Here is a 13,805-nt window from a genome sequence, read left to right as displayed (position 1 = left end):
TCGCCGCGACCGCCGCCTACCTCGAGACTATGACACACACCCGCCAGCCCACGCTCTTCATCCCGCACGGCGGCGGGCCCTGTTTCTTCATGGACGACCCCGCCGGGAACTGGACCGGCATGGCCGCGTACCTCCGGTCGATCGCCGCCTCACTGCCCAAAAAGCCCAAGGCGATCCTGGTCGTATCCGGCCACTGGGAAACGCGCGGCTTCGCCTTCACCGGCGCCGCCACGCCTTCGCTGATCTACGATTACGGCGGCTTCCCCGCGCATACCTACGAGATCCGCTACGACGCGCCCGGCGATCCCGCCTTGGCCGCTCGCGCCGCCGACCTGCTCCGCGAAGCCGGCCTGACCGCCACCGTGGACCCAACCCGCGGCCTCGACCACGGCGTCTTCATCCCGATGAAGGTCGCCTTCCCCGACGCCGACATCCCGGTCGTCGAGATGTCGGTCGACCGCGATCTAGACCCAGCGCTCCACGCCGCCGCCGGCCGCGCACTCGCCCCGCTGCGCGACGAAGGCGTGCTGATCGTTGGCTCGGGCATGAGCTTCCACAACATGCGCGGCTACGGCGACCCGCGTTTCACCGCGCCGTCCGAAGCCTTCGACCAATGGCTGACCGCCGCAGTCGAGTCCGAACCGACCGCTCGAGCAGAGGCGCTAGCCGGCTGGGCCGAAGCCCCCTCCGGCCGCCTCTCGCACCCCCGCGAAGAGCATCTCCTCCCGCTGATGGTCGCCGTCGGCGCTTCCGATCAAGCCGGCACGCAAGATTACAACGAGCGCGTGCTGCAAACCGCAATCTCCGGCTACCGCTTCAATTAAAGGAATTTCCATGGCCCTTCCCGTCCTGCTCGCGATCTCCGGCAGCCTGCGCCGCGGCTCGTACAATACGGCGATCCTGACCACGCTTGGCGAAGCGACCACTGACAAGGCCGCGCTGACGGTCTTCGCGCTGAACGACGTGCCCCTCTACGACCAGGACGCCGACACCGACACGCCGCCCGCCGCTGTCGCAGCCCTGCGTGCGACAATCGGCGCGGCCGACGGGATCGTCATCGCCTCCCCCGAATACAATCACGGCATGTCCGGCGTCCTGAAGAACGCGCTCGACTGGGCCTCACGCCCGCATGGCAAGGCGACGCTCACGGGCAAGCCGGTCTTCACGCTCACCTCGTCACCCGGCGCAGTCGGCGGCGCACGCGCCCACGCGCAACTGAACGAGACGCTGGCCTCGATCGGCGCACGCACCGTCCTGCGTCCACAAGCCGTCGTCGGCGCGGTCCACGAGAAGATCGCCGACGGTCGCCTGACCGACCAGCGCACGCTCGACTTCCTGAAAGGCGGCGTCGACGATCTGCTCGCCGACATCGCGCGGCCCAACACCGCCGACCGCGAGGCCTCCTGACATGCGCCACGTCCTCAACCAGTATCCCGCCCAGCGCGACGACATCGCCGATCTCGTCACCCGCCGCCCGCTACCGGGTCCCGGCCTGTCGCAGGTCGATCCGTTCCTGTTCCTCAACCATCACGGCCCGCAGACCTATCGCCCCGGCAACAACGGCCTGCCGTTCGGCCCGCACCCGCACCGCGGCTTCGAAACGGTCAGCTTCATCCTCGAAGGCGAGATGGCGCATCTCGACAGCGGTGGCCACGAGAGCGTCATTCGCGCGGGCGGCGTCCAGTGGATGACCGCAGGCTCGGGCCTGATCCACGCGGAAATTTCGCCCGCCTCATTCAAGCGCAACGGCGGCCCGCTGGAGATCCTGCAACTCTGGGTCAATCTCCCCGGCCGGCTCAAGATGACCAAGCCCGCCTATACCGGCCTCCAGCGCGAGGACATTCCCGCGATCCCGGTCGATGGCGGCACCGTGAACCTGATCTCCGGCACGTTCGCCGGACGACAGGGCCCGTTCGAATCGCTGACCGATGTCGCGATGATGACGATCGAACTCGAAGCCGGCGCCAAGGTCGACCTGCCAGCCCCAACCGGCCGCGCGGTCTTCTTCTACGTCGTCGCCGGCGCCCCCAACGCCAACGACACACCCATCAAGCCGCATCACTTGGCCACGTTCGGCAACGAAGGCGACGCGATCACCGTCACGACCAAAGCCCCCGCCACAATCCTCTACGGCCATGCCGACCCGATCGGCGAACCCGTTGTCTCCCACGGCCCGTTCGTCATGAACACCCGCGAAGAGATCGTCCGCGCGATCGAGGACTATAACGCGGGCCTGTTCGGCAAGCCGCCCGTCATCCGCTAGGGCGCTTTACGCACCGGGGGCAGCGCGGCACAGATGTCGGCGCCCCCGGCAGGCACCGTGAAGAACGGCCCGGCCCGGTTCTCCCGCGACGCGATCCAGGCCACGAACCGCGCATTGTCCGCCGCCCGATATTCGAAATGCGGTCGCTCGCCGACAGGCAGGTCACTCACGAGGCGAGCGGACACGATCGGGCTACGCTCCCCTTCGGTCTTGTAGAATCCCAAATCCCCCGTCCCGCGCGGCAACGACGAGAGCCACTCGACACCGTCGATCACGCGGCCCACCACCGCGATGTTCCGATCGAGTGCACGCGGCGAATGGCCGATCACGGTATACAGCTCGGCGCCGCTCCCCGTGCTCGGCGCCAGATCGCGCGCGACGCCGACCATGCCATAGCAATGCGGCACCCACTCGGTCGCGCCATTGCCCGCCAGCGGCCACCCGTCGCGACTATACCCCGCCCATTCGGCATAAGGATCGCGCTGCGACAGCCGCGCCACGGTCGTCGACCCGGCATGCGAGTATTCCGCCGGCGGGTTGGCGACGACGCCAGCGACAAGCGGCTTCTTCTCCGTCGCGTCACCCCATTGCGCGACGTAATTGTCTTGAACGCGGTACACGCTCGTCCCCGCATCCCACCAATGCGCACGCGCCAACTTGCGTATGTTCGCGACATGCACCGGAGCATATCGAGGCGCGAGCCGCACCGTGAACCGGTGCCCATTGGCCAGCGTGAACACCATGAGTTCGTCGTCCGGCACCGCGACCCAGTCCGCCGGCACCGGATCTGACGGGAGCGTCGCGGCGGCCGGAACGGCTTGCGCTAGCATGGCAGCGAGAAGGATATTCAACATCCCCGCAGACTGCCCCAGCCGATCACCGCACGCAATTGCTTGCGCGCGGGCGAAACCCGCACTAGCAGACCCGCTTCCAGAGCAATGCGGAGCGGTGGCCGAGTGGTCGAAGGCGCTCGCCTGGAAAGTGAGTATACGTCAAAAGCGTATCGTGGGTTCGAATCCCACCCGCTCCGCCACTGGTTTCCCTACCGAGTCATTCGCGGACATGCGTTGCGAGAAACGATCTTGCAAAGGGCCGGCTCCCTGACCACGGTGCTACTGGACTGGCGACGCGTCTTCGTCGCGCTTATCGGTCGACGGATATAGCGATCGACCAAAAGATTAGCGTCGGCGGAGCTTGGTGCCGGTATTACGAAAGCGATCGTAGCGGGGGCACGAAGGCGCACGGCGACAGCGCAAGGTAGGCCTCATCGACGTCCTTCAGCGGCAGTTGATCCGGTTGGATCAACGAGTGTCGCAAGCCGCTGCCCGGATAGCCAAGCGGCTTCGATCCGCGGCCCGAGGAGCCAGTCGCCGCATGCGCCCAGTTGAATATCTGTGTTCCAGAACGCACCGCGGTCCAGCGCGTTGGTCTTCGCATACTGCCAGCGATGGGCGCTGGTCGCAATGACGTTAGGCGACGCGACGCCGATGTGGTCGGCGAAGGCGGCGAGCAACGCGTGTTCGACCATCTCCGGCGTATCTTCGAGATGCGCGCGCGACCAGTCGGCACTGGCCTGAAGTACCCACGCCTCCGGTCCGGTCCGCCCGGGCTTGGCCGAGTTGCGGACGGCGGAGCCGATCGCTCCCAAATTCGTCACCCGGTCGTATTCGAGTGGCACCGGACCATCGAACGCCGCCATGACGGTCCAGCAGGGATCGGACACCGCGGAGCGGGCCGCATCGGCGAGCGCACCGTCGTGAGTTGCGACCAGGGGTGCGACCTGTTCGGCGGGTACCGCGACGATCGCCGCGTCGAACCGCTCGCCGCCGATCCGCCATTCGCCGTCGTGGTGGAGACTGTCGATCGCCGTGTTCCATCGAACATCCAGGTCGCTCGCCATCGCGCGGACCGGCGCATTCATCGCTGGCGTCCCGACCCAGGCATCGGGGCCAGCAGGCGACCAGCGCGCGACGTGGCCCGCCTGCGCCCAACGATCGACCTGCGCGACGAAGGCGGGATCGCGCGCCGTGAGATATTGCGCGCCGTGATCGAACGCGGCCTCGCCCAGCGGCGCGTCGATCCGGCGCGTCGACATCCTGCCGCCGGGCCCGCGACCCTTGTCGAACAGGACGGGGTGATGACCCATGCCGCGTAGCGCATGCGCACAAGACAGGCCCGCCATCCCCGCGCCGATGATCCCAATCCGCATGATACCCCCTGTGCCGGCGCGCCGCATCCCAGCGTGCAGCGGACCGGACATCCTCAAACGCCAAGACTGTCGATTGGAGCCGGACGAGCGCAGATTTCGTCCCACGTTGCCGGCTTCAGGATGAAGTTTCAGCTTCGGACATCTCCCCCGCCGAAGACGACCTGGTTGCGCACGGCAGGTTGGAACAGGCCGTAGAGAAACGGCAGGTTGCCGCCGCTCACCGCATCGAGCGCGGCACGGTGTTCCGGCGGCAGGCGAAGGCCGAGTGCGGCGACATTGTCGGTCACCTGTTCGGGCCGGCTCACGCCCATCAACGTCGACGCGACCCCCGGCTGCCCGACCACCCAAGACAGTGCGACGCGTGCCGGCGTCTCGCCGATTTCGCCTGCGATGCGCTTGAGTATTTCGAGGATCTGCCAGTTGCGTTCGGTGAACAGCGTGTCGCCGAAGGGATTGTCGCCGTCGAGCCGCTTGTCGTCCGCGGGCCGCGCGGTGTCGTCCGGCCCGGCCTGGTTGGGGACGCCACCCACCCGCTGCGGTCCCGCCTCGACGGTGGCGCGGTCGTACTTGCCGGTCAGCAAGCCATAGGCGAGGGGGCTCCAGGGAACGAGGCCCATGCCCGCCGACCGCGCGAGCGGCACGTGCTCGGCCTCGACCCCACGCTCGACCAGCGAGTAGAAATATTGCAGGCCGATCGGCGCCGGATGACCCTGGACGCGGGCCAGGGTGGCGAGTTCGGCGACATACCACGCTGGCGTATTGGATATGCCCCAATAGCGGATCTTGCCCGCTGCGACGAGCGCGGTCATCGTCCGCAGCAATTCTTCGGCGGGGGTGACGCCGTCCCAGACATGCACCCAGTACAGGTCGATGAAGTCCGTCTTGAGCCGTCGGAGCGAACCCTCGACCGAGGCCATAATGTGGCGTGCACCATTGCCGCCCGCGTGACAGCCGCGGCCGGTAGCGAACCCGGATTTCGTCGCGATGACGATCCGGTCGCGCGACGATTGCGCAGCGACGAAACTTCCGACCATCTCTTCGGATCGTCCCCCCTGCATAGACGTCGGCGGTATCCACGAAATTGCCGCCGAGATCGGTGTAGCGATCGAACACCGCGCGGCTGCCGCGCTCGTCCAGCCCCCGGCGCGGCGTGCCGAAGGTCATCGTGCCGAGCGCCAGCGGGCTGACGAGCAAGCCGGAGCGGCCGAGCGGACGGTAGGTGTCGAGGTTCATGATGGCATCCTGCACTGTGTCGCCTCCAGATGGACGCAGGACCGCCCGAGGATTAGATCGTCTGCGGCGCATGGGTTGCTGAAGGATGTTCACGAATGGATCGCGATCTCTGGTCCGGTCTCGCGGTGTTCGAGACGATCGTCGAGGTCGGCAGTTTTGCACGGGCGGCGACGCGGCTTGGATTGTCCGCCTCTGCCTTGAGCCATGCGATGCGGTCGCTGGAAACGAAACTGGGCGTCCGGCTGCTCGACCGTACCACTCGGTCGCTGGCGCCGACGCCTGCGGGCGAGGAACTGCTGGCGCGGTTGAAGCCGGCGATCGCTTCGGTCGCGGGCGCGCTGGCCGATCTCGACAACGCTCGCGAACGGCCGGCGGGGCGTATCCGGGTCAGCGCGCACCGGGTCGCCGCCATCTACGCGATCCTGCCGCGGCTGACCGACTTTGCGGGCGCCTATCCCGACATCGCCGTCGAACTGGTGGTCGACGACGGGTTCGTCGACATCGTCGCGGACCGCTTCGATTGCGGAGTCCGCCACGCGCAGAGCTTGCAAGCCGACATGATATCGGTCCGGATCAGCGCGCCGGTGCCGCTCGTCTTCGTCGCCGCCCCGTCCTATCTCGCCGGGCGTGCCGCACCGGTCGATCCCGACGATCTCTCGGCGCATCGTTGCCTGTGTTACAGGTACACGTCGTCCGGCGTGGTGCACCGCTGGGAATTCGAACGGGATGGCCGGACGTTGGAACGATCGGTCCGCGGCGACTTCACGACCAACGACATCGACGTGATGCGCGACGCCGCGGTGTCGGGGCTAGGCGTAACCTGCCTGCCGCTGCCGCACGCCGCGCTGCAGCTAGCCGACGGCACGCTGGTCGAGGTGCTCACCGGCTGGGCACCCACGCTGGCACCGAACCATCTCTATTATCCCAGCCGACGCCAGCCCACCGCCGCCTTCCAGGCCTTCGTGACGGCAATGCGCGCCTGATCGCATGCATGCCGAGGTTGGCTCGCGGAGCGACGGATAGTCGAACGTAGGTGTATCAGCGCGCTTGAATCAGGCTGTCGAGCAGGATCGGTGCGAAGTCGTGGCCATCGACGCCGACGTCGAACTGGCGCGGCATCGGTTTCAGCCGACCATGGCTGTGCCCGTGCAGATTGAGCGCGCCGCGGTGCTGCCCGTTCCAGCTTCGGAACGGATAATGACACAGGACAAGCTGTCGGCCATCCAACTCGATCTCCGCATAGTCGCCGACGCTCGCCCATCCGTGCGCCGCCAGCGTCGCATCCGGATCGTTATTGCCGCGCAGCAGGTGCTTGCTCCCGTTCAGTCGGGCGAGCAGTTCGGCGACATCCGTCGGGCGACGTGCCACGTCGCCCAGGTGCCACACCACGTCATCGGGGCCGACGACGGCGTTCCAGCGCTCGACCATCGCCGCATCCATTTCGGCGGTGTTGGCAAACGGTCGTCGCGAGATGTTGATCGTGCGATGATCGCCGAAATGCGTGTCGGCCGTGAAGAATACGCTCATGAGCGCCGCGACGTCCGTTCGTCTGTCATCGCGTAGGAACGAGCACCAGCGTCAAAGGTTCGGCGCGATAGCAATCCGGCGCCTTTACCCGAACGTCTTACAATGCGTCGAACGTGAACTATCTCGCGGCAACGCATGACGACCGACCGACCCTTGATCCTGGCAATAGGTGACAGCCTGATTGCCGGTTACGGCCTGCAGGCTGCCGATAGTTTTCCCGCACGATTGCAGGCATCGCTGCAGACGGCACGTCCCGGCGCCCGCGTGGTGAACGCCGGGGTGTCGGGCGATACCACCGCCGACGTTCTGCGGCGCTTGCCCCGCCTCTTGTCCGCGCTCGACCAGCGGCCCGTACTCGCGATCGTTCAGGTGGGACCGAACGATGTCCTGCGGCAGATCCCGGTGGCGCGTACGCGGGCTAACCTGGAGCAGATTCTGCTGAGCCTGGGTAGCTGTGCCACTCCCGTGTTGCTGACCACCGTCGATCCCCCGGCGTTCATCCGTGACCGCGCTGCGGCGTATCTGGGCATCCACGCGGGGTTGGCTGCCGAGCATGGCGCGACGGTCTGGCCGTTCTTCCCGCCTGGCGTGTTGGGACATTCCGAGATGGTACTGGCGGATCGGGTGCATCCCAACGGCGCGGCGATCGCGGCGGTGGTCGCGGCGATCCTGCCGACCGTAAAGCGGATGCTGTAGTGCCCGTGTTCGAGCGCAACCACGGGCGTTCCCGGATTTCAGCTATGACGCCGAGTGAGTCATGGTGACGGAGCCCAAATGGTTGAAAGCCGCGCGCGCGAAGCTGGGCACGAAGGAAGCTGCTGGATCGGCCAACAGCGCGACGATCCTGGGTTGGGCGAAGCGGCTGGGGACGAAGATCCTCGGGATGGTCTATAATGCCGACAGCGTCCCGTGGTGTGGGGTGTTCGTCGCCTATTGTCTTCAGGAAGACGGTATCGAGCCGGTCGCTATCGCGGTGCGCGCGACGTCATGGTCGACATGGGGATCGGCACTGCGACCGGAGCGGTTGGCTCCCGGCGCCGTGCTGGTGTTCGAGCGTCCGGGGGTGGTCATGTCGGGTTCTATGTCGGCGAAGACGCGACCGCCTATCACGTCCTCGGCGGCAACCAGGGCGATACCGTCAGCGTAGCCCGGATCGCCAAGGACCGTTGCATCGCGCGACGCTGGCCATCTGGCCGTCCCGTCATCGGCAAGCCGGTCCAGTTGGCGGCGAGGAAGCCGATCTCCACCGACGAGGCCTGACGCGTCGGGCAACGGCCTGACGCGCAGCCACCCGGTCGTAACGCGACCCATGACGACCGCGCCGGCAGATCAAATCTGCACCAGCGCGCGCCGTCGCGTCAGCCTACCGGACGCCGAACCCCGCCGTGCTGTTCGCGCCATCGTCGGTTCGCTCGCGACCAGCCAGGACGTTCTCGAGTTCGGCGAGTGAATGCGGCACGTCGATGTGCTGCGCCCCCAGGAACAGGCGTGATCCATCGCCCTCGGGCACCGCGTGGGTCAGCTTGTCGATATCTACCAGCGCCTTGCCCTGCGGCAGGATCTCGATCTGAACAAATCGCATGTCATTTCCCATCTTGCATCTGACGGCTCGATTGCCACGCAGGCGATAACGCACGGCTGGACTACGCAATTTTTGTCTCTGCGTCCTCCGACATCTATTCGGTGCGTTGCAGCAGTTCGGCCAGGTCCTGCTTCCAGAACCGGGCCGCAGTGTGGGTGCCGTGGCCGCGCGTGTCGGTGCTCTCCGGAATCATCCGGAATCGCGCGTTCTTCATGCGGGCGACGGCGCGTTGCGGGTAATCGAGATTGCGTGGGTTGATGAAATCGTCGGCCGAGTTGATCCAGGTCGTCGGGGCGGTGATCGCCTCCAGCCGCGACCAGGGCGCATAGGTCCGCGAGGCATCGAGTTGATACATCAGGTCATTGGCATCCGTCCCATCGATCGAGGCTGCGACCCGCTGCTCGGCAAAGGCCTCGGCGGCATCGCGCCCGGGATATTGTTTCTGGAAGAATAGCGGCGCACCACCAGCAACGAACAGCAGGCTGGCGGCCGTGCGCAGACCCTGTACCGGTGGCGTCCGATACTCGCCGCCCGCCCAGGCCGGATCGGCCTTGATCCCGTCGATCGCGAGCTTGCGCCACATGCGGTTCAGCCCCGCGATCTCGACAGGCTCGCAGGCGAGCGGCATGAGCGCGCGGGCGAACTCGGGGTACGTCTCGCCCCAGACCAGGCTGTGCATGCAGCCCATCGACGTTCCCATGATCAGCCGCATGCGGCGGATGCCCAGGCCATCGTGGAGCAGCCGGTACTGCGCCTCGACCATGTCGTCATAGTCGTAGTGCGGGAACCGCATGTGCAGCCCGTCGGACGGTTTCGAGGATTTGCCGTGCCCGATCCCGTCGGGAAGGATGATCCAGTAGCGCGTGATGTCCAGCGGCTGACCCTGGCCGTAAAGTTCGTCGGCGAACTGCGGGCTGAGGAACTGGCGGCCGGTGCCACCCGTACCGTGCAGGACCATCACCGCATTGTCGATTTCACCCCGCGCATTCCGGTGCGGCTGCCCCAGCATCGTATAGTTGAGACGCAGTTCCGGCAGGGTCTCGCCCGAGCGGAAGCGAAAGCGGCGGACCGTGAACTGCGCGTCGCGTGCCGGCCATTTCGACGTGGACGGGGCGGTCTTGACCGCGGGCGTAAGCGGCGGCGTCTGGGGGACGGCGGCCTGGAGAAGCAGCAGCGAGAGCAGGAACGACATGACCCATCGTTGCGTCTAAGCGGACCGCGCGCAAGTGGCGTCCCGATACACAGGGGCGAACGTTCGGAAGCAGGGCTTGCGGCAAATCCGAGTTCGGGATCCGCATCCAGCGCGGAGACCTCAGTCGTGAAGACCCGCCACGCCAAGCGTCCCCAGGTTCAAGGTAAGCTGCAGGTTCAGCGCATTGTCCATCTGGGCGCGTGCGCCACCGCGCGCGAACCGGTACTGGTTGAGATAGCCGACATCGGCCGTCACCGCCTTGCCGATCGGGAAGGCCAGCCCGACGATGTTGCGCATCCGCTCATACCCGGCGCGCTGGCCCCAGGTCGTACTGTTCGGCAGGAAAAAGCTTTCGTGGCTGACGAACAAGGCCAATCGCTTGGGTCCGAGCGGCAAATTGTACCGGAGCAACGGCCGGACCCGGAAGCCGATCTCGCTACCGTCGGGGTTGAAGCGTTCGTCGAGTCGCAACCGCCCGGCGAAGCGCCCGCTGGTGACCACGATCTGCTGGCGGAGCCGGTCCTCGTCCGGCGCGAGGTTGCGACTGTGAAAGCCGACATGGCGGTAGCCGAATCCGAGCTCGACGCCCTTGGCCAACTGCCAGCCGAGAAGCGCACCGAATTCGGTGGTGTAGATCCCGTCCTGGCGGTCGCTGGTCCGCGCAATCTCTTCCAGCGTCACCCGCAATTTTGGTGCGATGGGAACGACCACGTTCAGCTGCTCCCACGCCTGCGTATCCTGTTGCTGTGCCCAGGCGGGGGCGGCAGCCAGAAGCAGCGACAAAACCGCCAGGGATGAAGCGCGATACATCGCATGGTGTTGGCACGGCTTTGCCAACACAGGCAATGGACTGGCGTCGCCTCGGTCCCTTTCATCGATTGCATGCCTGGCAACAATCGTGTGACGCTACGGTCTTGCTCGGCAGCCGCTAAATCGGTCGCGAGACGATGTGTCTGAAACTGATAAGGCCGGTCCCATGGTTGTGACGCGACATGGTTGAGGGCGGATCGCTGCGAACGGTAAGCGTCGGGATCAGGGAGGTGCTGGGTGCACCCCTGCCTGGCGAACCCGCCAGGGGCGACGTGCGAGCGCTTCTGCTGGGTACGCGTATCGATACCCGCAATTTGCAGGACTTCGCGGAGCCCGAGACCCTCAACCTGTCGGGGGTCGGGGCCGCGTTCGTCTTTCGCTACGGTGTCCTGGTGCTGATCGGGGCGGCGGTCGAAACCGAGCGTCGGTTCATCGAAACCCTGTCCGAGCACATCATCGATCCCTTGGCCACGCCCGAAACGGAAACCGCCTGGATCGAGATTTCCGCAGACCGCGAGGAGACGGTCAGTGCAGACGGACACATACGATTGAGGGAGGCGTCGCGGGAACGCTTGTTGCTGACGGCCACCGTCGTCGCCCGGAGCGTCGTCCTCGCACGGGATGAAGGCCGTATTGCCGAAGCATTCGATCGCGTGGAGCCGCTCATCAACGAACTCCGCATCCACGGTCGTGCGGTGATGCCGATCCGACGCGTCATGCAGAGCATCGGTGACGTTCTCGCGGCGCAGCACCGCGTCGTCGGCCGGGCGCAGATCTCCGAGAAGCCGGACCTGCTCTGGGATCATCCCGAACTCGACCGGCTCTACGGGCGTCTCGAAGCCGAGTTCGAACTCGGCGACCGCGCACGCGCCATGGAGCGCAAGCTCGAGGTCATCGGCGACGCTGCCGAGTGGCTGCTCGACCTGGTCCAGGACAAGCGCTCGTTACGGCTCGAGCTTGCCGTAATCGGGCTGATCGCGTTCGAGGTCATACTGAATATCTACGAATTGTGGCGTCACTGACCACGACGCGCTGTCGGACCGGGCTTTAGTTCGTTCATCGCACCACCTCGCGGGCGATAGCGCGACGAGCACCACAGAACCTGCGGCCCCGCCTCGCATTCAGACGATCGGTTCAGCTCGAGTGTTCGACGACCCAGCCCGCCGGCGTACTCCGCATCGATTTCCTGCAATAGCGGCAGATGCTCGTATCCGCGCCGCGACCTTTGAAGACGGTGTGTCTGCGAGACCGACGATGTATGCCGATCATGCATTTGGCGCGTCCGATAAGTCTTTGAAACATAGCGATCTCCTTGATCGTAAGGTAACGCTCGACGGGACGCCCGCGACTAAATTCGCGGTCATTCAGGTCCCGAAATAGAACATTCGCGCTCGTGATCCACAGGTGGCCGCCGCGTCCAGATTGCCCCCTCTTATTCAGCACCGAGCGAGTTTCTCTTCCCACCCAGCCCGGCCCGCGCTGCGTTATTTCGGATCCGATGCTGCCATTGCCGATCATCCCAAATCGACGGGGATGACCTTGCTTCGGACTGGCGGCCAAACATGCTTCATGGCTTGCTTACCAATCCGCGCTACGAATCACCGCCATGGATCACGACGCTCAGCTTGCCGGTACGGCCGAGACCGACCCTCGTCCGCGGTCGGCGGTCAGTCACGGCGCGGGTCTGTCGGGACTCGTCGGGGTGCTTGTCTGGATCGGGTTTGCGCGACACTACGGCATGGACGGGCCATATTCCGCGCTCGTCAACGTAGTTGCCTGCGGACTGCCGATGATCGCCTGGTCGTTGCTGATCGACAAGGTTCATCGCAATCCCAGTACCGGGATCGACTGGTCGGCCGCCGGGCTCTGGCGCGAAACGCTGGACCTGAGCCTGACGAAGCTCGCCGGGCTGTGGGCGACGTGGGCAGGGATCGCGGTGATCTACGGTGCCGGGCGATTTTATTGGGAAGGCAATTTCGCGTTCGCGATGTGGTGCTTCACCAACGCCGCGCCGATCCTGTTCGTCGCGTCGATTCCCTATGTCCTTTGGATAGACCGCTATCTGGTCGAGCCGCGTGATGGCGCCTGGCATCTCGGCGCGTGGCTGACCGGGCAGGCGGGCGTCGACCGCGAGGCGATCTACGGTCATCTGCGCGCATGGGGGTGAAGACGTTCTTCCTCGCCTTCATGCTTGCGATCGTCCCGCCGGGCTTCGGTAACTTCGTCCGCGGCGACGTCGCGTCGGTGCTGCGTGATCCGGTCGCGCTGTCGGGCTGGCTGGTGACGCTGATGTTCCTGATCGACGTGGCGTTCGCGACGGTCGGCTATCTGCTCACGTTCCGCCCGCTCGATTCGCACATCCGCAGCGCCAATCCGTTCGCCGCGGCCTGGATGCCCGCGCTCATGTGCTATCCGCCGTTTATCCTGATGACGACAGGCGGCCCGCTCGATTATCATCCGGGCACGTCGGACTGGGCCTACTGGTTCCAGGGACACCCGGTCCTGCTGGCGCTGATCGGTGCGATCCTGGTCGGGCTGACCGCGATCTATGCCTGGGCGACGATGGCGTTCGGCTTCCGTTTCTCGAACCTCACCAACCGGGGGATCCTGACGCATGGTCCCTATGCGGTCTCGCGGCATCCGGCGTATCTGTCGAAGAACCTGTTCTGGTGGATTTCGACGATCCCGGTGCTGACGCTCGGCAGCATGGTCGACGCGGCCCGTGCGACGCTGCTGATGGCGGCGGTCAGCGGCGTGTATTACTGGCGCGCGAAGACCGAAGAGCGGCATCTGAAGCTCGACCCGGACTATCGCGTGTATTTCGACTGGATGTCGCGCAACGGCCTGGTACCGCGGCTGTTCGCAAGGTTGCGCGGCTAATCCCCCTCCCGCTTGCGGGAGGGGGTTAGGGAGGGGCTGTTCTACGCCTCTAGCGCGACGTCCGCGGCCAAGCCCTCCCCCGACCCCTCCCGTAAACGGGAGGGGAGCC

At 65.9% G+C, this 13,805-nt stretch carries 14 protein-coding genes, 1 tRNA gene and 1 pseudogene; 9 read left to right on the top strand and 7 right to left on the bottom strand.

Annotated elements, in window-relative coordinates; all coding sequences use genetic code 11:
• Positions 1 to 29 precede the first annotated feature (29 nt).
• Genes NHF48_RS12735 through NHF48_RS12725 form a run of 3 tightly spaced genes read left to right on the top strand, consistent with a single transcriptional unit; the run spans position 30 to position 2,263 of the window.
• Positions 30 to 824, top strand: a complete 795-nt coding sequence (locus tag NHF48_RS12735) for a DODA-type extradiol aromatic ring-opening family dioxygenase (RefSeq protein ID WP_253071325.1) — start codon at positions 30 to 32, stop codon at positions 822 to 824.
• A 10-nt stretch (positions 825 to 834) separates the two neighbouring features.
• Complete coding sequence (locus NHF48_RS12730) at positions 835 to 1,407, top strand: NADPH-dependent FMN reductase (RefSeq protein WP_253071324.1); 573 nt, start codon at positions 835 to 837, stop codon at positions 1,405 to 1,407.
• Position 1,408: 1 nt separating this feature from the next.
• The gene (locus tag NHF48_RS12725; RefSeq protein WP_253071323.1) at positions 1,409 to 2,263 is read left to right on the top strand and encodes a pirin family protein; all 855 of its coding nucleotides are present in this window, start codon (positions 1,409 to 1,411) and stop codon (positions 2,261 to 2,263) included.
• Here NHF48_RS12725 and NHF48_RS12720 read toward each other — a convergent pair.
• Positions 2,260 to 3,117, bottom strand: coding sequence for a peptidylprolyl isomerase (locus NHF48_RS12720; protein WP_253071322.1), 858 nt, complete (start codon positions 3,115 to 3,117; stop codon positions 2,260 to 2,262). The two genes, NHF48_RS12725 and NHF48_RS12720, sit on opposite strands and share 4 nt — an antisense overlap.
• Before the next feature lie 88 nt (positions 3,118 to 3,205).
• On the opposite strand from NHF48_RS12720, the gene NHF48_RS12715 reads away from it, so the two are divergent.
• A tRNA-Ser gene (locus NHF48_RS12715) sits at positions 3,206 to 3,296 on the top strand.
• Between the two features lie 231 nt (positions 3,297 to 3,527).
• Here the strand turns inward: NHF48_RS12715 and NHF48_RS12710 are convergent.
• Together NHF48_RS12710 and NHF48_RS12705 are read right to left on the bottom strand one after the other, a co-directional pair.
• The gene (locus NHF48_RS12710) at positions 3,528 to 4,472 is read right to left on the bottom strand and encodes an NAD(P)/FAD-dependent oxidoreductase (RefSeq protein WP_253071321.1); all 945 of its coding nucleotides are present in this window, start codon (positions 4,470 to 4,472) and stop codon (positions 3,528 to 3,530) included.
• Between the two features lie 128 nt (positions 4,473 to 4,600).
• On the bottom strand, positions 4,601 to 5,506 hold the full coding sequence (locus tag NHF48_RS12705; protein ID WP_253071320.1) for an aldo/keto reductase: 906 nt from the start codon (positions 5,504 to 5,506) through the stop codon (positions 4,601 to 4,603).
• 294 nt (positions 5,507 to 5,800) lie between these two features.
• Here NHF48_RS12705 and NHF48_RS12700 point away from each other — a divergent pair, with 294 nt between their 5' ends.
• Entirely contained in the window at positions 5,801 to 6,688 is an 888-nt protein-coding gene (locus NHF48_RS12700) for a LysR family transcriptional regulator (protein WP_253071319.1), read from the top strand.
• 55 nt (positions 6,689 to 6,743) lie between these two features.
• On the opposite strand, the gene NHF48_RS12695 is transcribed toward NHF48_RS12700, so the two are convergent.
• Entirely contained in the window at positions 6,744 to 7,232 is a 489-nt protein-coding gene (locus NHF48_RS12695) for a metallophosphoesterase family protein (protein ID WP_253071318.1), read from the bottom strand.
• Between the two features lie 153 nt (positions 7,233 to 7,385).
• Between NHF48_RS12695 and NHF48_RS12690 the strand changes: the two genes are divergently transcribed.
• Positions 7,386 to 7,928 carry a GDSL-type esterase/lipase family protein gene (locus NHF48_RS12690; protein WP_263816853.1) on the top strand — a complete coding sequence of 181 codons (543 nt, stop codon included), beginning with the start codon at positions 7,386 to 7,388 and terminating at the stop codon, positions 7,926 to 7,928.
• 291 nt (positions 7,929 to 8,219) lie between these two features.
• Entirely contained in the window at positions 8,220 to 8,492 is a 273-nt protein-coding gene (locus tag NHF48_RS12685) for a hypothetical protein (RefSeq protein ID WP_253071316.1), read from the top strand.
• Between the two features lie 103 nt (positions 8,493 to 8,595).
• Here NHF48_RS12685 and NHF48_RS12680 read toward each other — a convergent pair whose 3' ends face one another.
• The 3 genes from NHF48_RS12680 to NHF48_RS12670 all read right to left on the bottom strand — a co-directional run bounded on the left by NHF48_RS12680 (position 8,596) and on the right by NHF48_RS12670 (position 10,789).
• On the bottom strand, positions 8,596 to 8,814 hold the full coding sequence (locus NHF48_RS12680; RefSeq protein ID WP_120300599.1) for a hypothetical protein: 219 nt from the start codon (positions 8,812 to 8,814) through the stop codon (positions 8,596 to 8,598).
• 94 nt (positions 8,815 to 8,908) lie between these two features.
• Positions 8,909 to 10,006 (bottom strand): alpha/beta fold hydrolase, encoded by a 1,098-nt coding sequence (locus NHF48_RS12675; RefSeq protein ID WP_253071315.1) that lies wholly within the window; start codon positions 10,004 to 10,006, stop codon positions 8,909 to 8,911.
• Positions 10,007 to 10,126: 120 nt separating this feature from the next.
• Positions 10,127 to 10,789 carry a DUF2490 domain-containing protein gene (locus NHF48_RS12670; protein WP_253071314.1) on the bottom strand — a complete coding sequence of 221 codons (663 nt, stop codon included), beginning with the start codon at positions 10,787 to 10,789 and terminating at the stop codon, positions 10,127 to 10,129.
• Positions 10,790 to 11,088: 299 nt separating this feature from the next.
• Between NHF48_RS12670 and NHF48_RS12665 the strand changes: the two genes are divergently transcribed.
• Positions 11,089 to 11,838: an RMD1 family protein gene (locus tag NHF48_RS12665; protein WP_235524791.1), complete on the top strand. Its 750-nt coding sequence runs from the start codon at positions 11,089 to 11,091 to the stop codon at positions 11,836 to 11,838.
• Positions 11,839 to 12,422: 584 nt separating this feature from the next.
• Positions 12,423 to 13,696: pseudogene (locus NHF48_RS12660) on the top strand (methyltransferase family protein).
• Positions 13,697 to 13,805 lie beyond the last annotated feature (109 nt).

The organism is Sphingomonas sp. H160509, assembly GCF_024124765.2.
Taxonomy (GTDB): Bacteria; Pseudomonadota; Alphaproteobacteria; order Sphingomonadales; family Sphingomonadaceae; genus Sphingomonas.
Note: the sequence above shows the minus strand (reverse complement) of the source record. Positions and strands in the feature narration are given on the sequence as shown.